The sequence below is a fragment of the Desulfobaculum sp. SPO524 genome, assembly GCF_044987625.1.
Taxonomy (GTDB): Bacteria; Desulfobacterota; Desulfovibrionia; order Desulfovibrionales; family Desulfovibrionaceae; genus Desulfobaculum.
The window spans coordinates 24918-43335 of the sequence record NZ_JBJDSB010000008.1 but is presented as its reverse complement, the minus strand read 5'-3'; the positions used below and the strand labels follow the sequence as shown (position 1 = coordinate 43335).

The following is an 18418-nucleotide window of genomic DNA, read 5'->3' as shown; positions in this document are numbered from 1 at the left end:
AACTATAGGCAAATCAAGGAGCATGATTCCCAGCATACCCGGACCAATCGAATTTTCAGGTCTCCTGAAGATGGGAGGACTCGCCCCCCATCACACCTCTATCCGAAACTTCTCCATTTTGGCGTAGAGGGTGTTGCGGCCTATGCCGAGGGCTTTGGCGGTTTTGCTGATGTTGCCATCGTGATAGTCGAGGGCTTCGCGGATGGTGTCGGCTTCGCGTTTGGTCAGTTGGAATTCGCCGCCTTGCGGGGCGGGGGAGGTGGTGCCGTTCTGGCAACGCTCTGTCAGGTAGTGCGGCAGGTCGTCCGGGGTGAGGGTGTCCCCGGCGAGGTTGTTGACGGCGTGTTCAAGGCAGTTGATGAGCTCACGGACGTTGCCGGGCCAGTGGTAGCTTTTGAGGAGATGCTCGGCCTCAATCGTAAGCCGCGCCTCCGGAAGGCCGAATTCCGTACACAGACGGCGCAAGTGATGGCGCACGAGGAGCAGGACATCGTCGTTTCGCTGGCGAAGTGCCGGGATGGTGAGCTGGACCACGTTCAGCCGGTAGTAGAGGTCTTCGCGGAACGCGCCCTGCTCCACAAGGCCCCAGAGGTCCTTGTTGGTGGCCGCCACGACCTTCACATCCACCTTGCGCGGGGTATTCCCGCCAACGGGAGTGACCGCGCGCTCCTCCAACACGCGGAGCAGGTTAACCTGCATGGAAAACGGCATCTCCGAAATTTCATCGAGGAACAACACACCCTTGTGCGCTTCCTCAAACTTCCCCACCCGGCCCTTCTTGGCCGCGCCGGTAAACGCGCCTTCGGTGTAGCCGAACAGCTCGCTCTGGATAAGCTCCTCCGAAAACGCGCCGCAGTTGATGGCCACAAACGGCCCCGTGCTGCGCGGCCCTGCATTGTGGATGCCGCGGGCGAACAGCTCCTTGCCCGTGCCTGACTCGCCATGCAGCAAAATTGTGGACGGGGTTTTGGCGGCATTGGCCGCGCGCTCCACAACCTTGCGCATGGCCGCACTGGCATGCAGGACCTTTTCAAATCCCGGAACAGGGGCGTCCTTTTTCTGATGGATGGCCGCCGCGCGGGCCCGCGGACGCTGGACCTCGCTCACGGTGACGATGGTGTCGTTTAAACTGCCGTTGGCATCAAATATTGGTATCGCGCGGACAAAGAGGTCCGGATTGACAAAACACCGCAGCACAACAGGTTCGTTCATGGACGCGGACTTCATCTTTCCAAGGTAGGCGTCGTAGTCGAACAGCGTATTGCCCCGCCGGCCGCGCAGACTTTGGCCGGGACGGGCCAGCAAGGTTTCGGCCACGGAGTTGGAGCTGATGACGCGCCCTGTATTGTCCAAGGTGACAATGCCCATCATGACGGAGTTAAACATGGACGAGAACAGCGACGTCATTTTCCCTTCAATTTCGGAGCAATAGAACTGACACAGGCGCTGTTCCATGGCGCGCGCAGCCTGCAGGACCAAACTCAAGGACATGGAGTGGTCGGCGGTCTTCTCGCCGGAAATGTCGATGCTTCCCCACACACTGCCGTGCGGGTCGTAGATGGGGGCGGCTGTGCAACTCCAACTATGGTGGCTGCGGCAGAAGTGTTCTTCGCCGAACACCTGCATAGGCTGGCCCGTAGCCAATGCCGTGCCGATGGCGTTGGTGCCCACGCTTTTCTCCGACCAATTGGCCCCGGGCCCAAAGTTCAGCTTGTAGGCGCGGCGCAAGATCTCCTTGTCACCACATGTTCTGGCCACTCTGCCTTCAGCGTTGGTGATGGTTATGAGCAGGTCCTTGCCTTGGATGGCCGAATAGGTCGTATCGAGAATATCCGGACTGACTTTGTCGAGGACAGAGGTAAACCGCTCCAACTGCTTCATGGGAACGAAGTCCCAGCAGCTTCGCGGCGCTGGGTCCACCCCAAGGGCGAGACATCGGCGCCATGAATCCACAAGCGACGCATCCATCCCCCCATCCGGCAGCTTTCCCTTCTCCATAAACTGTTTCCAGTTCGTGTAGTCCACCCCCGGCTCTCGGCGCTGTGGGCGCATGGGCGGCGTCACCACATGCGACGCCGACACATCAGGCGCGGTGGGACGTATACCGAAGCTGTCACCTTCCCGGAAAAGCGAATACATGGATGGCCTCCATTTCGTCAGAAAGCGTCACTCGTTATCGATAGGCACGTGTTCACATCCCTATAACCAGACGCCTTCGTCAAGTGTTCAATTCTGGAACACTCTCCCCGACTATAAGAACCATATTACTTATAAATTACGTATAGTTATCATCATTTTCAGCGCCAAACTTGCGGGGGATCCTCTGTTGTCCCGTTCCCGAACAAATGGCGCTCCCTCTCGCCGCATGTCTCATATAACGCTCTGAAATATCAGTTTTTCTTTCCATGGCACCTCCGTTGCAATCCGTCATGACACCGACACGAAAATATTCAGGAGGAACGTCATGGCCCAACAAGTGATCATGCCCAAATGGGGCTTGACCATGAAGGAAGGAAAAATCGTCCGGTGGCTCAAGGCCGAGGGCGATGCGGTCACCGAAGGTGAGCCCCTATTCGAGGTGGAAACCGACAAGATCACCAACTCGGTCGAAGCTCCTGCCAGTGGTATTCTGTTTCAAATCATCGTTCCCGAGGGCGACGTGGCCGCAGTGCAAGCCCCTGTGGGCACCATTGCCGCCGACGGCGAAACCCCGGAACGCGTAGACGGCGGCGCGCCAGCGCCCACGGCCACTGCCGAGGCTCCAGCCGCCGACGCTGGCGCAAGCGCGGCAACGCCTGCTGGTGAAAAGGCTCCCGCCAGAGAGGACGGCTTCATCCCCGCCATGCCCGCCGCCCGCAAGCTCGCCGAAGACCTGGGCGTCGACCTCGCCTCCGTTGACGGCACCGGCCGGGACGGCGCGGTCACCAAGCGCGACGTACAGGCCGTAGCCGACGCAGGCGGCGGCATCAACGCCAGCCCCAAGACCATCGCCTTTGCCCGCAAAAAGGGCATCGACCTCAGCCAGATCGCCGGCACCGGCGACGGCGGCAAGATTACCAAGGCCGACATCCTGCGCGCCATGAACCCCGCCGCGCCAGCCGAACCAGCCCCGCAGCAGCCCGCCACGCAGGACACCATTGTGCCCATGGAAGGCGTGCGCAAAATCGTTGCGGACAACATGCATTCCAGCCTGCAAACAAGCGCCCAGCTCACCGTGTTTGTGGAGGCTGACGTCACGGAAATGGTCCGCCTGCGCGACACCCTGCGCCAGCGCAACCGCCGCAATCCCGAGTATCGCCTCTCCTACAACGACATCATCTGCTACGCGGTCTGCCGCGCCCTCAAGCGCCACCCGGTCATGAACTCCACCCTGCAGGACGACGGCATCCACATGCACGAGCACGTCAACCTTGGCGTTGCCGTCTCCCTGCCCAGCGGCCTCATCGTCCCCAATGTCAAAGAGGCCGACACCTTCACCCTTGAAGAACTCAAAACCCACGTCCGCGACGCCGCCGCACGCGCGCGTCAGGGCGGCCTGAACATGGACGAAATCTCCGGCGGCACCTTCACCATCAGCAACGTCAGCATGCTGGGCGTGGACGGCTTTACCCCCATCCTCAACCCGCCGGAGACAGGCATTCTTGGCGTTGGACGCGTGGTGGAAAAGCCCGGCGTCAAGGACGGGGAAATCGCCATCCGCAGCATGATGACGCTGTCGCTCACCTTCAACCACATGGTCACCGACGGCGCACCGGCCATGACCTTCCTGCGCGAGCTCGCAGACATGCTGGAAACCCCGGGCCTCATGACGGTTTAGGGAGACGCCATGTCACGAAAGCGATTCGCCATCGAACTCGGCTACGCCGCAGACATGCACGGCGAGGACATGACCAAAGCCGCCGTGCGCGCCGTGCGCGACGCCATGTCCCGCACCTGCCTGTGCGGCCTTGTAGAGATATGGGGGCGGGAGAACTTCCAAGGCGTGTACGTGCATGCCCAAGTGGCCGTCCCCGCGCCGGAGTGCGTGGACACCGAAGCTGTCCGCGCCGTCATCCCCATTGGCAAGGCCTCGGTTTCCGTCACCGCCGGAGGCATGAGCGCCGCAGGCATCGAGGTCCCCTGCTTCGGGCCGGGGACGAGCAATATTATCGTGGCGTGCGCCGCCCTCACCGTCAGCGTGGACATGGACAAAGCACATGCTCCAGCCTGCGAAGCATGCGCCGCGCCCTCACGGGCCGACTAACTCATCAGAGAAAAGGAGCGAAAAAATGGCTCTCAGCAAGAAGACATTGGTTCACATGTTCGAAACCATGAACAGGATTCGGTTTTTCGAACAGAAACTGCAGGAGTTCTTCGCCGCTGGCGAAATTCCCGGGTTCGTGCATTTGTATCTGGGCGAAGAGGCCGTGGCCACCGGCGCCTGCGCCACATTGACCAACAAGGACATGATCACCAGCACCCACCGCGGCCATGGCCACCTGCTGGCCAAAGGCGGCGACCTCAAGCTGATGATGGCCGAAATTTTCGGCAAGCAGACCGGCTACTGCAAAGGCAAGGGCGGCTCCATGCACATCGCCGACCTGGACCTTGGCATTCTTGGCGCCAACGGCATTGTTGGGGGCGGTGGCCCGCTGGCCGTAGGCGCAGCGCTGGCCGCCAAATACCGCAATACCGACGACGTGGCCCTGTGCTTTTTCGGGGACGGCGCGTCCAATCAGGGAACCACGCAGGAATCCCTGAATATGGCCAGCGCATGGAAACTGCCCCTCGTCTTCATCAACGAAAATAACGGCTACGGCATCTCGTGCCCGCAGTGCCGCTCCATGGCCGTTGTGGACATTGCCGACCGCGCCGCCGCCTACGACATGCCCGGCATTGTGGTGGACGGAAACGACGTGCTGGCCGTGCACGAGGCCGTCACCGAGGCCGTTGCCCGCGCCAGAAAGGGCGAAGGCCCCTCCCTTGTAGAATGCAAGACCTACCGCTGGCGCGGCCACTTTGAGGGCGACGCCTGCACCTACCGCTGCGACGAAGAGCTGGAAGAATGGATGGCCAAAGATCCCATCCCCCGCTTTGAGCAGAAGCTGGTGGAGAGCAAGACCCTCACGGCGAAAGAGGCAGCGGACATCAAGGAGCGCATTGCCGGTGAAGTCGAAGAGGCTGTGAAGTTTGCGCAGGACAGCCCCCTGCCCCCCGCCTCCGCGCTGATGGACGACGTGTACGCATAAGACGCAAGGTCAGCATTTCCGAAAAATTCGACCCAACGGAGCATTACAATGGCCGAAAAGACATATTTGCAGGCACTGAACGACGCACTGCGTCACGAAATGGAGCACGACGAGAACGTGTTCATCATGGGCGAGGATGTTGGACAGTTTGGCGGGTGCTTTGGCGTGACGCAGGGGCTGTACGACGCCTTCGGCAAAGAGCGCGTCATGGACACCCCCATCACTGAAAGCGCCATTGTCGGCGCGGCCGCTGGCGCCGCCGCGTGCGGCCTGCGTCCGGTGGCGGAACTGATGTTTGTGGACTTTATTGGCGTCTCCATGGACCAGCTCTTCAATCAGGCCGCCAAGATGCGCTTTATGTTCGGCGGCAAAACCACCGTACCCATGACGCTGCGGATGCCGCAGGGCGCAGGCATCGGCGCCGCCGCCCAGCACTCGCAGTGCCTTGAATCGTGGTTCATGAACATTCCGGGCCTCAAGGTCGTCATCCCCTCCACCCCCTACGACGCCAAGGGCCTGCTCACCAGCGCCATCCGCGACGACAATCCCGTCGTGTTTCTGGAGCACAAGCTCCTCTACGGCGTCTCCGGCGAGGTACCGGACGAGAGCTACACCATTGAAATCGGCAAGGGTGATGTGAAGCGCGAAGGCACGGACGTGACCATCGTGGCCACCTCCCACACCGTCCACGCATCCCTTGAAGCCGCACGCCAGCTGGAGAAGGACGGCATCAGCGCCGAAGTCATCGACCCGCGCTGCCTGCTGCCGCTGGACACGGACCTCATCGTGGAGTCCGTCAAGAAGACCAACGCCCTTGTCATCGCCCACGAGGCCGTGCAGTTCGCCGGCCCCGGCGCGGAAATCGCGGCCATGGTGGCCGAGGAGGCCGTGGAATATCTGGACGCGCCCATCAAACGCGTTGGCGCGCCCTTCTGCCCCGTGCCCTTCTCTCCGCCGCTGGAACAGCACTACATTCCCGGAGCGGACAACATCGTCTCGGCGGTGAAAGCAATCCGATAACTCGCGTAGCGGGAGGCGGCCCCGGCCGCTTCCCGCCTGCCATTTGGGCACGAAGGAGCCGCCTTGAGCACCGTAGGCATTCTGGCAAATCCGGCATCAGGCAAGGATATACGACGCCTCGTGGCCCACGGGAGCGTCTTCGACAATCTGGAAAAAATCCGTATGGTCCGGCGGCTCATCATTGGCATTGAGCAGGCGGGCGCGTCACGCATTGTGTATATGCCCGACGCCTACGGCACCGTCCCCCGCGCGCTGGAGGCCATTTCCCCATCCATCCCCGTTCAGGCCCTTGATATTCCTGTGCGAAACACCCAGCAGGACACCACCGCAGCGGCAAAAGCCATGCAGGACTGCGGCGCGGGCTGCTTGGTCGTCCTCGGCGGCGACGGCACCAACCGCGCGGCCTGTAAGGGCACGGTGGACGTCCCGCTCCTGCCCCTCTCCACAGGCACCAACAATGTGTTCCCCTCCATGGGTGAAGCCACCATTGCCGGACTGGCCGCGGGCATCGTCGCCACAGGGGCCTTTCCCCTCGCCGAGTGCTGTACCACGACGTGCATGTTCCATATCTATTTGGATGAGACGCGCGCGGATATCGCGCTGGTGGACGCCGCGGTCTACGACGACATTTTTGTGGGGTCCCGGGCGGTGTGGAATATGGACAAGGTGCCGCAAATATTCCTCACCCGCTGCGATCCCTCCTCCATCGGCCTTTCCGCCATTGGCGGTCAGCTGACGACCATCCGGCCGGAGGAACCCATCGGCCTCGCGCTGGAACTTGGCCGCGCGCAGGAAGCAACAGTCACCGCGCCCATCGCGCCGGGACTGTTCGCCACGGTTCCCGTACGCACCTCGCGCCGTATGCAGCCCGGAGAACGCTTCGCCATCGCCACCACGCCCGGCCTCATCGCCGTAGACGGCGAACGCGAAGTGGACATTCCACGCGGCAGCCGCGCATCCATCGCCCTCAGCACCGATGGCCCCAAAGTCGTGGACGTCCCACGCGTTATGGCCCTCGCCAGCGCACACGGACTTTTCACCCGATACCACACGCCCAAGCCCACACGCAGGAGAACAGTATGAGCACTCCACTCAAGGCCGCATTTTTGTTCATCGCCCCGGGCGGTTCGCCCTCCAAACACAAAGCCTGCGTCACAACCGACGAAATTGAGCTAATGACCTACGCCGTGAGCAACTACAAACACGCCGAATCGCTGGCGCGGTATCTGGTGGAACACGACGGCATTGGCGCCATTGAGCTGTGCGGCGGCTTTGGGCACGAAGGCGCGGCCCGCATCGCCAAAGCCGTCGATGTACCCGTCGGCGTGGTGCGCTTTGACGTCCACCCCGGACTTGGCGGGAAAAGCGGCGACAGCATCTGGGGCGGCGAAAACGACTAGCGCCCTTAACCACAAAAGCCCCGGCCAACCCAGCACACCGCGTGGGTCAGCCAGAGGCCTTCCGTCCTTCCTCAAACGCCGTTCACCTGCGCCGCCCTGCCCTTTCGGGACATGGGGGCGCAGGTGGGCGGCGCGTCTATTTCCCGTCCAAAACGTGCCGCGAGGGCACAAAACACGTGAATGTGCCCGTAAACACGCACTCGTCACCGCAGTGCACGTCCACATGGACCATCCGCTTTTTGCCGTCCGGCGCTTCCTCGCGCGCGATGGCGATAAGCTCGTCGCCAATGCGTGAGGGCTTCAGAAATTTCGTCTCCGCCGCGCCCAGCACAACATTGGGGTGGTTCACTGCCAGCATGGCGGCATAATCCGCCAGCCCGAAGAGAAAGCCCCCGTGAATGAGTCCGCTTGTGTCTGCGGCCATGTTCTCGCCGCAGATGAGGCGTACGCGGCTGTAGCCGTCCCTTATCTCCAGCGGCTCACCGCACAGGGCCTGATCAATTCCGTGATGGGTCTGTATATCCATGGATTCCTCCTGAGGGTCTTGTCTCCGCCATCTGTACAGAGACACGGGCCCACAACGCAAGACTTCCGGACCCGCTGTCCCACGGGTCCGGAAGTGTGCTGTGCCTCACGCATTCGAGAAGAGCTCACAGAAGGTGTCCGGCCGGCCAAGCGTGTGGTCCGGGGCGGGCGCGCCTGTTGTGGGCAGTTGGCGCGCCCGCCCGTGAATGCGACAACGCATTCTGCTGGAGGAGGGCTTATGGGGCGCTAGTCGAACAGGTCTTCCAGTTCCTCAAAGACGTACTTCATGTACATGACCTTGGGCGAACCGCCCATGGAAATGGCAAGCATGGCCGCCTGCATAATTTCTTCCTTGGTGGCGCCGTTGCTGGCCGCGCCCTGAATATGCAGGGAGATGCACATCTCGCACTGCGACATCATGGAGCACGCCACGTGAATGAGTTCCTGGGTCTTGTGGTCTATGGAGCTGAACTGGCTGATTTCCTTGGTGAACTCAAGGTACTTCGGAAACACATTGCCAGCATCCTTCTGCATTTTCGCCAGCGTCATCGCTGCCTTTTCTGCCGCGTCCATACTATCCTCCTAGGGTTTGATGTCATGCCTTTACTCACAATGAGCAAGGAGCGTGCCCGCGGAGGAATGTTGCAATTTATACCATATATTCAGTTGGTTATGCATTGAATACGGATATTCCCGCCCCTGCTCGGCGGTGTCCTGAAGGCGAACAATGCTCCAGAATGGAACACCCGGCAACTTGCGGTAGCGTCCAGAAATTTCGCGGCCAGCAGGGGGAACGGCTCTGTGCACCCCGTCAACGAAAAACGCCCGCCCCTACGCCGAGTGTGGCGCGGAGGCGGGCGGTGATGCATTCGGGAGTGTGCGGGCCGCAATGCATAGGAAACAGCGCGGGTTAAAACAGACAGCCGACAAGGGTGTCCCGGTCCACCCCAAGCATGTACTGCTCCAGCGGAACGCCGTCCAAAACCTTCGCCAGCTCACCGCGGTCGTGGCGGCATCCCGTGAGCTCGGCCTCAAGGTGACCGACGTCACGGGTTCCGAAATATTCTCCAAACAGCCGAATGCGGCGGATGACGCCGGACTGGACATCCACATGCGCCTCCACCACCCCGCCGGGGGTTCTGGTCGTCCGGCTGAAGCCGTATTTTGGCGAGGAGCCAAAGTTCCAGTCCCAGGTTCGGTACCGCGAGTCCGCAAGGGCCTCAATGGCCCGCACTTCCGCATCGGCAAAGGTCGCGGCATCCTGCGCGCCGCCGGAGACATCGGCCATAATGCGGGCCATACACGTTTCCACGTCCATGGATTCTGGCAGGTGGTCGGCGATATTGGTGACGCGCTTTCGCACGCTCTTGACGGCCTTGTCCTTATACTTTTCGGGATCCACGCGCAGCGCCCCCGAAATATCCGTCATATCCGCGGAGAACAGCAAAGTGCCGTGGTGGAGCACGCGCCCTCCGGCAATGTGCTGCGCATTCCCCGAAACCTTGCGGCCATCAATGACCAGATCATTTCGTCCGTCAAAGGAACATGTGACGCCCATGCGCCCCAGCGCGTCGACAATGGGCGTGGTAAACCGCAGGAAATCCAGCGCCCCGCCCCCGGCGTCGTTGGAGATGAAGGTAAAGTTGATATTCCCGAGGTCATGGAACACGGCCCCGCCGCCAGAGAGACGCCGCACCACGGGAATGTCTCGCTCACGGACAAAATCTTCATCAATCTGCGCCAGCGTATTCTGGTTGCGCCCCACAATCACCGCAGGGGCGTTGCGCCACAACATGAACACTTCATCCTGCGTGTTCATGAGCAGCCACTCTTCAGCCGCCAGATTATACGCCGGATCTGTGGACCTATTCATAATATATCGCATAAAGCCTCCTGCTCGGAATCTCTGCAAAACATGGGCCTTCCTGGTGCGCCAACACGCCTTCCCCGCGGCCGTATCGCGCCGTCTTTTGCTCCGCCGCGCGGGGGGCCTCTCCCGTGTCCTCAGTTGCCCCTTTTTTTGGCCAATTGGTGGCATATGGCACATGTGCACCACGGCTACGCCTCAGCCTGTAGGCTTGCCCTGCCTCCCCGCAAAGGGAGGCTCCACCCGAAAGAGCGCAAAAGCACCACCTTAGCCCTACAGTAGAGGACTTCCGGGAAAAATTCTGGCCGCTTTGCTCGCCGCGCAATTCTTCCCCAAATTCAATGCATACGGATATCACGTACCGGAAAGCCAAATGTAACACCCCGAAATCACTGACTCTTCAAACCGGGGAGAGTTGCCCCACCCTTCTTCACCATGATGAGGAAAAGATAGCGCCATGCAAAAAACCGCTTGACAAGACAAAGCATAGCCCTTGACTTTCACCCTTTTTAGGGGAACATATCCGTATCAATCCTAAAAGAGAGGAATTCCTGCATGGCCACCGTAATCTCGTTCTGCAACCAAAAGGGCGGCGTCGCCAAAACGACGAGCGTCATTAACATCGCGCATTGCTTGGCAAAATACCACGGCAAGCGTGTTCTGGTTATCGACACCGACCCTCAGCACAATGCCACGCTGATCCTTGGCACCATGTCGCCCTTTGACTACCCGCTGACATTTGCCAACATCATCCGGGACGAAAAAACCGAGATGGGGCTGTGCATTTTCCCCACCAAATATCCGCGCCAGTCTGAAAAGAGTGATTACCCTCGCCTCTCCCTCGTGCCAAGTAATATGGACATGTTCGGACTGGACAGCGGCGGCGTGGAAGCCAAAAACGCCTTCATCGCCCTCAAAACCAAGCTTACGCCCGAGGTGCACGAGCAGTACGACTACATCCTTATCGACTGCCCGCCAAATATCAACGTTGCCCTCAACAACGCCCTTGCCGCCAGCGACTTTTACCTTATCCCGGTCAAGTCCGAGGACTGGTTCGCCCTTAAAGGCATGCAGCAGCTGCTGAGCCATATCGACTTCATTAAGGAGTCCTTCAATCCCGATCTGGATATCATCGGCTCGCTCATCACCATGATCGACAAGCGTACCAAGCTATCCGAGTCCATGAGCACCGCCATATCCACCTTTTTCCGCGACGCCATCTTCGACGCCGCCATCCGCAACAACACGGCCATCAATCGCGCCACCTCGCGGCAGAAGACCATTTTTGACGACGACCCCAAGTCCAACGGTGCGGCGGACTACCAGGCCGTCACCAAAGAAATACTCCAACGCGCGCAGGAGTAACCCATGGCCGCAGGCTCCTCCTACTCCGATATGATCAAGCAGGCGAAGGAAGTCGCCGCGCAGGAAAAGGCGAAGAGCGCCCAGCGCTCCGCCAAGCGCAAGAAGACTTCGCCCAAAGAAGACCCCATGGCCGCCCAGCTCTTGGCGGACCTTGAGGACAATCCGTACCAGAAGTTTACCCACGATATTTCGGAGGACGCCACAGACGCTACCCCAACCCCGGCCGCTGAAGCGGCGCCAACGACACCGGACACACATCCGGACACCATACCGGACAGTCCGGATTCAACACCGGATACAAACCGGACAGGTGACCGGACAGTATCCGGAGAAAAAACCGGACAGTATCCGGTGTGTCCTCAGGACAGTCCGGTATCGCATACGGACAGCAATCCGGACACAACACCGGACACCCCCAAAGAGACCTACCGGGCACACACACCGGACACAATAAAGGACACCCAACAGGACACTAATCCGGACGCCACACCGGACACATATCCCGAACAGGATTCCTCCTCGCTTCTGGCCATGTTCGAACCGCATCAGCGCCTGCGTATTTCCGGCAAACGCGCTGAAATTCTGCGCCTGCTTATCGCCATATCCAAAGAGAAAGGCGACAGCATTATCACCGTAACGCTCAGCGCCATCGCCAAGCATTTCGCCACCAACTATGACTATATCCGGCACTCCATCACTGCGCTGGAAAAGAAGGGTGTGCTGACAAAACTCCAGAGCACCAAGCGCTCCGGCATCCAGATCAGGCTGGACAAGCCCCTCTGCGCCGAGTTTATGAAAACCATGTCTGCGGACCCTGTACCGGGCACGCTATCGGGCAACATACCGGACACACCAAAACATGACGATACCGGATACCAAACCGGACACATAACCGGACAAGGTGTCCGCTCTTCCAATTCCCCTCTATTAGTAAGTAAGAAAGAAACTTACTTGCAGAGGAAAAAGCCAGAAGAAAGCCTAGAGGAAAAAGAGAGCGCGACCACATGGGGGATGAGCTCTGACACGATCGCGGCCGCATGGCCTCACCTCGCTAAGGCAGGGTGGACCCGAAACCAGATGCGTCAGCTTAGGCAAGTCTTTGAAGGCCGAGGCATCGACTTTGCCCCCTTACGGCAAGCGCTCAATCACGCGGAATGGGAATTGTCCACCAAAGGACAACTCTCGGACAAAAGCGGGACGACCGTAGCCAATCCCGTGGCGTGGCTTTTTGGAGCCCTCAAAAAGACAGGGTACTATGCACGCCCTGAAGGCTACGAAAGCCCACAGGAGCAATACGCCCGTGAGCAGGCCGAAGAAGCCCAGCGCATTGCCAAGTATCGCAAAGCCGCCGAGCAGGTCGAAAAGCAGGATGCCATGGCTACGGCTATGGAGTGGTATCGGCAGTTGCCCGAAGAGGACCAGAAAAACATCCTCAAGCGCCAGCCCGGAGGCGGATCCATACCGCAAGAGCCTTGGATTTTACGCGAGTACAAGCGCATCATGAAAGATTAAGCCAGAGTACGTGGTAGGGCCTTGAGCCGCAACAAGGAGCACGCATGGCACGGTTTCTCAAAAAACGGCGACATAAGGCGGGACAATCTCCCGGCGCTATTGTTTTCGTGGGTGAACGCAAGATTGAGACGCCGCGCCTTCGGGTGATGGATTTTGACACGGAAGGTCTCCGCGAGGCCGCTCCTGAACGCTCTGACGAGTTGGCGCACTATTGCGGTCTGAGCTCAACCAGCTGGGTCAATGTGGATGGCGTTCATGACGCGCAGCTCCTTCGCGAGATGGGAGAGGCTTTTGCCATTCCGTCTCTCGTCCTTGAGGACATTGCCAATACGGGGCAGCGCCCGGTCTTTGAGGCCTTTCCGGATGTGCTTTTTGTGTCGCTTAAGATGCTCTCCCTGGCTGAGGACGGCGTCACCGTGCGGGCGGAGCAGCTCAGCGCCGTGTTGACCCCAACGTGTGTGCTGACGTTTCAAGAGCGGCCCGGAACCATTTTCGAACCTGTGCGGGACCGCATCCGTAGGCCTTCTGGCCGCTTGCGGCGTCTTGGGCCTGCATACCTGTTGTACGCTCTCCTCGACTGTGTGTTTGAACATGCGCTGAGGGTGGTGGAGACCCTTGGCGAACGCATTGAAGACCTTGAAGACGACGTCCTCAGCGATCCCGGTCCGGAGCTTCTGGAGACGCTGACAGCCGCCCGGCGTGAGATGGCCTATGTCCGCAAGGCTGTGCGCCCGGCGCGCGAGGTCGTGCTCAGAATGCTGCGCAGCGACAGCGACCTTATCCCGGAATCCGTCACCCCCTATCTGCGCGATCTGCGCGACATGGCGGAGCAGACCGTGGACGTGGTGGAGGTCTACCGTGAGATGCTGGGCGACCATTTGGCCGCTTACAACATGGCTATGAGCAACCGGCTGAATGACATCATGAAATTCCTGACCATCTTCTCCACCATCTTCATTCCCCTGTCCTTTCTTGCCGGAGTCTACGGCATGAACTTCGACGTGATGCCCGAACTGCACACCCGGTATGGCTATTTTATTCTGCTGGGCATTATGGGCACGGTTGCCGCCGGGATGCTTGTGTATTTCCGCTATAGGAAGTGGCTGTAGACCCCCGCTCCCCCCCCCCCTTTTTTTGACGAGAGGGTGTCCCGTGGTGGCGGTGCGTTCACTGTGAGGGCATGCGAGAGCTGCTGCGCTCATTGTTTATGGTCGATATTTCTTTTCCCACCTGCCACCGAATTCTCATCATTTTTGACGGAGAACGCGTACGTTTTCAGGCCAAATCAGGTGCCACTCGTTGAGTGGTTCCCACTTTGCGATTACGTGGTGTTTTTGTCTGTTTTTCGGCAACTGGTGATCACGATCAATATGCTGGTATACTTGGCTAAAATGGAAAATTCATTTTCCTAAAAAAACAGCTTTACATTGGGGGAAATCTGTCTATTTTCCATGCCGCCCCAATCCGCCTTGGGGACATCCATTCACATGTTACGGAGTGTTGCCGGATACTGTGTCCGGTACGGTACAGCGATGATTCAGACAGATTCGAAGAAGGCGACCACGGGCTTTATCGCATTGCTCGGGGCGTACTTCATTTGGGGGACTCTTGCTCCCTATTGGAAAAGCTTGTCCCATATTGACATCTACACGGTGCTTTCCCACCGTTTGATATGGCTTGTTGTGTTCACTTTTATCGTGCTGCTTCTGCAGGGACGTCTCGGCGAGGTCCGGGCAATCCTGAAGGATCGCAAAACCACAGTGCGCCTCGCCCTGTCTTCGGTGATGTTCGCCCTGAATGCGCAGACGTTCTATATTGCGGTGAATTCCAACCGCGTGCTGGAAGGGAGCCTTGGGGATTTTCTGACGCCGCTTATGACAATAGGCCTCGGCTGTCTCATCTTGCGTGAGCGTCTCTCCGTGCTCCAGTGCCTTGCTGTGGTGTTGCCCTGTTTGGCGATGGTTTCCAGCTTTTTCACGCTTGGAACCGTGCCGGTTATGGCGCTTATCATTGGGGCGTCCTTCGCGTTTTATGGGCTTATCCGCCGCGAAGTAACGGCCAAGCCGCTGCCGAGCATGTTGGTGGAGAGTTTTACCCTGCTTCCACTCGCCATCACGTATCTGGCGTATCGTAAAGCCACAGGCTTTGAGGTGTGGGGCGGGGCCGATGCACCGACGGTACTGCTCATCATGGGCACCGGCGTTGTTACTGGTTTGCCGACGCTACTTTTCGCCCTTGGCGCGCCGCATGTGCGTATGGCGACCCTCGGCATCATTCAGTACCTGTCGCCGACGCTGATCTTTCTGATGGGCGTCCTTCTGTACGATGAGACGCTGAGCCTTTCCACGGCGCAAACTTTTGCCCTGACGTGGACGGGCATCATCCTCTATACCTTTGACAGCATGAGGGAACGCCGGAGGAATCGCCGCCGGCTGCATCCGCCAAAGTCGGCGCATGCCCACAGCTCAACGTAATGATTCAAACCAGCCCGCCAGGTTCGACCCGGCGGGCTGGTTTCGTTTGGATTTATGGCTTTGTGTTGAGGTCGATCTCGTTCAGGACGCGGCCGGGGTGCCGGGGCGTCAGGTAGGGGCTTTCGTCGTAGATTTGTGTAGTGGTGATGTCGCTGTGTCCGGCGTGGCGGGAGACGTCCTCAAGGGAGGCGCCATGCTGCCGGAGCATGGTGAGGTTGGTGTGACGGAAGCTGTGCGGACCGATACGGCGGCCTTGGAGGTTGTCACCGAGCGCGCTGTGCACGATATGCTTGACGATGCGCCAGACGTGTTTGGATGTAATGGGCGAGATAAGCTCACCAGCGCGGCGTCTCCGGCTTCCAAAGACAGGAAACGCCGCAAGCCCCGGTGCGGAGCTGTAGGGGGCTACACGGAAGATGTGAAAGCGGTAATCCATGAGCGCTTCCATAAGCGGATCGGGAACGTAGACCTCGCGTTCCTTGGCGCCCTTGCCCCGGATAACGAGCAGCGAATAGGCGCGCTCTGCGCTGCCCCGCCGCTTTATGTCCCCCCATGTCAGCCGGACGGCCTCAGCCGCGCGAATGCCTGTGTACCAGAGTGTTTTAAGAAGGAGCACGTCGCGGGACGGGACGTTATTGTCCTTTGTCCACGTCATAATCTGTCGCATTTCTTCCAGCTCAAGAACCTTCGTATGATGCCCGGGGCGCTTGTGCTCTTTTGGCGCTGGGATATTGGCGGCGGGGTTGCGCTTCAGCCACCCCTCATTGAGCCAGTAGGCCTGCATGGATTTGAGGGTGGCCAGGCGGTTGGTCACGGTGCCCGCGCTGATGCCTTTGCTGCGTTGCCGCCTGAGGTAGGCGGTGATGGCGTCGCTGGAGAGGGCGTCAAATCGCGCGCGACAATCGTTGAGAACGTCGCAGATATTGAAGCTGTAGGTCCTGATGGTTTCGAGAGAACCCGTGCGGGGGAAGACCTTGGTGGTGAGCCAGATAAGGATGGCGGCTGTGTTGACGTCGACACGGACGGAGCTTGCGAGGTAGTCCCGCACAGGGAGACCCTGACGGTTCAGGTCCTCAAACAGCGCGACGATGTCCCGCGCCTTCAGGGGGACGAATTCGTCGGTCCAGAGGCGAACGCCTTGCGATTGTGGGGGGAGATGGTGCGTCATAAACGGTGCTCAGTGGTGTGGATTGTGGTGTACAATTTTGGCGGCAGAGGGAGGGGTAAGACGGTTTACGGCTTCTCTTCGTGCCTCAGAGCTTCTACGGGTGGGCGGAGTGCGTCGCATGATGATTTGAGGTTCTGACTCCCCTTTGAGCTTCAGGTTTTGGGGTTGAGGGCTCGAAGTGACTTTGTTTGAGAGTTTTTCTTCTCCTACTGGCTCAATGGGGGGGGGCGTGATGAGATGCCGTCGTGCTTCCGCCGTCGTGATGCTTTGCCTACAACCTTTAAGCGCACTAAACGCGTTTTATGCGAATAAATCCACATTTATTCGCATTGAGTGGTGTGCTGTGAGAAGGTGCTTGTGTTCGTGGGGGTGTCTTGATGTGTAGATGCCTAGCTAAGGGAGAGGGGGGGGCGATAAATGCGTTTGCCATGAGACGGGGTGGGATGGCACTTAGGTTTGGAACTTAGAATCCGGATACTATACCGGATATTTTTTGTCTGTGAAAGAGTGCCGTTGTGGTGTTGTGACCGGTTTATGTGTCCGGTATTGAAGTGGGGCTCTACTTTTTTCTAGCGCGTGATCTCGAAGTATTTGTTTGTTTTCGGAGTGTTCTTGGGATTTCTCGAAAAGAGGGAATTGATGTGGAATTAAAATTCCGGACACATAAACCGGAGTTATATACGGTCTAACTGTCCGGTGTTTGTGTCCGGTCTGGTCGAGGAGGATCGTTCTAGGAAATGTGCCCCTCTTGGGGAGGGGGGAGTTCTTGACCCTCAAAGATGAACAGAAGCCTTATCTCCTCAATAAGCGGCTGATGGGGTGAGAGGGGGAGCTCGTTGTGGCGGAGGAGGGCTCTGTGTCTGAGAAATCTCGCCGCGGCCATCTTCGCGGAGTCTTGTGGCGTTCCGCAGGTCCGTAGGCAAAGGGCGCTCTAGCCTTCTAGTGAAGAGGCTGATATGTTTCCCGATAGAGGAGCACGCACAATATCATGGCCAAAACATCCACCATTATTCCGACGGTAGCGGAGTGCCTCGCGGCACATCCGGACATCCTGCTCGGCATCGTCTATGGTTCCGCTAGCGCGGGGACCATGCGGGCGGACAGTGATGTGGATGTGGCCGTTCTCGCCGAAGCGCCGCTTTCGCTTGAAGCGCGGCTGGATATCATTTTGGAGCTGAGCCTTGCCCTTGGCCGCGAGGTAGACGTCATTGACCTCCACACCGCCCATGGCCTCATTCTCCGGCAGATTCTGACAAAGGGAGCAGTCGCCCTCAAACGTTCCACAGTGGCCTACGCGCGCCTCATGAAGCGGATGCTTTTCGACCACGCCGATATGGAACCCATGCGCCGGACAATCGTCCACAACAGCTTGCAGCGGGGATTTTGATGGATACAGACGTCATAGGGCAGAAGCTCGTTTCGCTGCAGCGCTGCATTCAGCGCGTACGGGAGAAAACCCCGGCCAGCGCGGAAACGCTCGAATCCGATTTCGATTTGCAGGATATCATTGTCCTGAACCTGCAACGCGCAGTGCAAATCAGCATCGACATCGCCACCCATATCCTCGCTGAGTCCGACGCCGTCCCGACCACCATGGCCGAAGCCTTCGTCATGCTCCACCAGCAACAGGTCCTCTCTAAAGAGGTGGCTCAAAACATGGCCCGAAGCGTCGGCCTGCGCAATGTCGCCGTACACGAATACACCACCCTTGATTGGAACGTGGTCTACGCTGTGGCGAGCACGCATCTTGAGGATTTTACGGCGTTCGGCAAGGAAGTTCGGGGATGGATGACGCAGGATGAAATTCGATAGACTGAAGGGGACTTGCGAGAAGTGAAGCCTCTCCCTCTGAAGTGACA

17 protein-coding genes are annotated in these 18418 nt (G+C 59.1%); 12 read left to right on the top strand and 5 right to left on the bottom strand.

Going from position 1 to position 18418, the window contains the following annotated elements:
• Positions 1-90 precede the first annotated feature (90 nt).
• Positions 91-2139 carry a sigma-54-dependent Fis family transcriptional regulator gene (locus ACI3L3_RS16710; RefSeq protein ID WP_404846299.1) on the bottom strand — a complete coding sequence of 683 codons (2049 nt, stop codon included), beginning with the start codon at positions 2137-2139 and terminating at the stop codon, positions 91-93.
• Between the two features lie 325 nt (positions 2140-2464).
• Between ACI3L3_RS16710 and ACI3L3_RS16705 the strand changes: the two genes are divergently transcribed.
• The 6 genes from ACI3L3_RS16705 (at position 2465) to ACI3L3_RS16680 (ending at position 7648) form a co-directional block, all read left to right on the top strand.
• Positions 2465-3817, top strand: a complete 1353-nt coding sequence (locus tag ACI3L3_RS16705) for a dihydrolipoamide acetyltransferase family protein (RefSeq protein ID WP_404846298.1) — start codon at positions 2465-2467, stop codon at positions 3815-3817.
• 9 nt (positions 3818-3826) lie between these two features.
• Positions 3827-4243, top strand: a complete 417-nt coding sequence (locus ACI3L3_RS16700) for a Lin0512 family protein (protein ID WP_404846297.1) — start codon at positions 3827-3829, stop codon at positions 4241-4243.
• Positions 4244-4268: 25 nt separating this feature from the next.
• Entirely contained in the window at positions 4269-5228 is a 960-nt protein-coding gene (locus ACI3L3_RS16695) for a thiamine pyrophosphate-dependent dehydrogenase E1 component subunit alpha (RefSeq protein WP_404846296.1), read from the top strand.
• 48 nt (positions 5229-5276) lie between these two features.
• Positions 5277-6248, top strand: a complete 972-nt coding sequence (locus tag ACI3L3_RS16690) for an alpha-ketoacid dehydrogenase subunit beta (RefSeq protein ID WP_404846295.1) — start codon at positions 5277-5279, stop codon at positions 6246-6248.
• Between the two features lie 63 nt (positions 6249-6311).
• On the top strand, positions 6312-7331 hold the full coding sequence (locus ACI3L3_RS16685) for an ATP-NAD kinase family protein (RefSeq protein WP_404846294.1): 1020 nt from the start codon (positions 6312-6314) through the stop codon (positions 7329-7331).
• Entirely contained in the window at positions 7328-7648 is a 321-nt protein-coding gene (locus ACI3L3_RS16680) for a DUF6506 family protein (RefSeq protein WP_404846293.1), read from the top strand. The genes ACI3L3_RS16685 and ACI3L3_RS16680 overlap by 4 nt, the downstream gene beginning before the upstream one ends.
• 136 nt (positions 7649-7784) lie before the next feature.
• Here ACI3L3_RS16680 and ACI3L3_RS16675 read toward each other — a convergent pair whose 3' ends face one another.
• The 3 genes from ACI3L3_RS16675 to ACI3L3_RS16665 form a co-directional block, all read right to left on the bottom strand.
• Positions 7785-8174 (bottom strand): PaaI family thioesterase, encoded by a 390-nt coding sequence (locus ACI3L3_RS16675; protein WP_404846292.1) that lies wholly within the window; start codon positions 8172-8174, stop codon positions 7785-7787.
• Between the two features lie 245 nt (positions 8175-8419).
• A complete protein-coding gene (locus tag ACI3L3_RS16670; protein WP_404846291.1) occupies positions 8420-8746 on the bottom strand; it encodes a carboxymuconolactone decarboxylase family protein in 327 nt (108 codons plus the stop codon).
• A 337-nt stretch (positions 8747-9083) separates the two neighbouring features.
• Positions 9084-10058 (bottom strand): lipoate--protein ligase, encoded by a 975-nt coding sequence (locus tag ACI3L3_RS16665; protein ID WP_404846290.1) that lies wholly within the window; start codon positions 10056-10058, stop codon positions 9084-9086.
• Positions 10059-10595: 537 nt separating this feature from the next.
• On the opposite strand from ACI3L3_RS16665, the gene ACI3L3_RS16660 reads away from it, so the two are divergent.
• From ACI3L3_RS16660 to rarD, 4 genes are all read left to right on the top strand, one after another.
• Positions 10596-11405 carry a ParA family protein gene (locus ACI3L3_RS16660; RefSeq protein ID WP_404846289.1) on the top strand — a complete coding sequence of 270 codons (810 nt, stop codon included), beginning with the start codon at positions 10596-10598 and terminating at the stop codon, positions 11403-11405.
• 3 nt (positions 11406-11408) lie between these two features.
• Positions 11409-12917, top strand: coding sequence for a hypothetical protein (locus ACI3L3_RS16655; RefSeq protein WP_404846288.1), 1509 nt, complete (start codon positions 11409-11411; stop codon positions 12915-12917).
• Between the two features lie 44 nt (positions 12918-12961).
• Entirely contained in the window at positions 12962-14026 is a 1065-nt protein-coding gene (corA, locus tag ACI3L3_RS16650) for a magnesium/cobalt transporter CorA (protein WP_404846287.1), read from the top strand.
• 342 nt (positions 14027-14368) lie between these two features.
• Entirely contained in the window at positions 14369-15391 is a 1023-nt protein-coding gene (rarD, locus tag ACI3L3_RS16645) for an EamA family transporter RarD (RefSeq protein ID WP_404846311.1), read from the top strand.
• Positions 15392-15443: 52 nt separating this feature from the next.
• Here the strand turns inward: rarD and ACI3L3_RS16640 are convergent, their stop codons facing one another.
• Positions 15444-16559, bottom strand: coding sequence for a tyrosine-type recombinase/integrase (locus ACI3L3_RS16640; protein WP_404846286.1), 1116 nt, complete (start codon positions 16557-16559; stop codon positions 15444-15446).
• A gap of 988 nt (positions 16560-17547) precedes the next feature.
• Here ACI3L3_RS16640 and mntA point away from each other — a divergent pair.
• Together mntA and hepT are read left to right on the top strand one after the other, a co-directional pair.
• Entirely contained in the window at positions 17548-17946 is a 399-nt protein-coding gene (mntA, locus tag ACI3L3_RS16635; RefSeq protein WP_404846285.1) for a type VII toxin-antitoxin system MntA family adenylyltransferase antitoxin, read from the top strand.
• On the top strand, positions 17946-18371 hold the full coding sequence (gene hepT / locus ACI3L3_RS16630; protein ID WP_404846284.1) for a type VII toxin-antitoxin system HepT family RNase toxin: 426 nt from the start codon (positions 17946-17948) through the stop codon (positions 18369-18371). Before mntA ends, hepT begins: the two co-directional genes overlap by 1 nt.
• Positions 18372-18418: the final 47 nt, after the last annotated feature.

Coding starts and splice junctions, on each gene's coding strand:
- ACI3L3_RS16710 (WP_404846299.1), bottom strand. CDS start 2,139: ATGTATTCGCTTTTCCGGGAAGGTGACAGCTTCGGTATACGTCCCACC.
- ACI3L3_RS16705 (WP_404846298.1), top strand. CDS start 2,465: ATGGCCCAACAAGTGATCATGCCCAAATGGGGCTTGACCATGAAGGAA.
- ACI3L3_RS16700 (WP_404846297.1), top strand. CDS start 3,827: ATGTCACGAAAGCGATTCGCCATCGAACTCGGCTACGCCGCAGACATG.
- ACI3L3_RS16695 (WP_404846296.1), top strand. CDS start 4,269: ATGGCTCTCAGCAAGAAGACATTGGTTCACATGTTCGAAACCATGAAC.
- ACI3L3_RS16690 (WP_404846295.1), top strand. CDS start 5,277: ATGGCCGAAAAGACATATTTGCAGGCACTGAACGACGCACTGCGTCAC.
- ACI3L3_RS16680 (WP_404846293.1), top strand. CDS start 7,328: ATGAGCACTCCACTCAAGGCCGCATTTTTGTTCATCGCCCCGGGCGGT.
- ACI3L3_RS16675 (WP_404846292.1), bottom strand. CDS start 8,174: ATGGATATACAGACCCATCACGGAATTGATCAGGCCCTGTGCGGTGAG.
- ACI3L3_RS16670 (WP_404846291.1), bottom strand. CDS start 8,746: ATGGACGCGGCAGAAAAGGCAGCGATGACGCTGGCGAAAATGCAGAAG.
- ACI3L3_RS16665 (WP_404846290.1), bottom strand. CDS start 10,058: ATGCGATATATTATGAATAGGTCCACAGATCCGGCGTATAATCTGGCG.
- ACI3L3_RS16660 (WP_404846289.1), top strand. CDS start 10,596: ATGGCCACCGTAATCTCGTTCTGCAACCAAAAGGGCGGCGTCGCCAAA.
- ACI3L3_RS16655 (WP_404846288.1), top strand. CDS start 11,409: ATGGCCGCAGGCTCCTCCTACTCCGATATGATCAAGCAGGCGAAGGAA.
- corA (WP_404846287.1), top strand. CDS start 12,962: ATGGCACGGTTTCTCAAAAAACGGCGACATAAGGCGGGACAATCTCCC.
- rarD (WP_404846311.1), top strand. CDS start 14,369: ATGCCGCCCCAATCCGCCTTGGGGACATCCATTCACATGTTACGGAGT.
- ACI3L3_RS16640 (WP_404846286.1), bottom strand. CDS start 16,559: ATGACGCACCATCTCCCCCCACAATCGCAAGGCGTTCGCCTCTGGACC.
- mntA (WP_404846285.1), top strand. CDS start 17,548: ATGGCCAAAACATCCACCATTATTCCGACGGTAGCGGAGTGCCTCGCG.
- hepT (WP_404846284.1), top strand. CDS start 17,946: ATGGATACAGACGTCATAGGGCAGAAGCTCGTTTCGCTGCAGCGCTGC.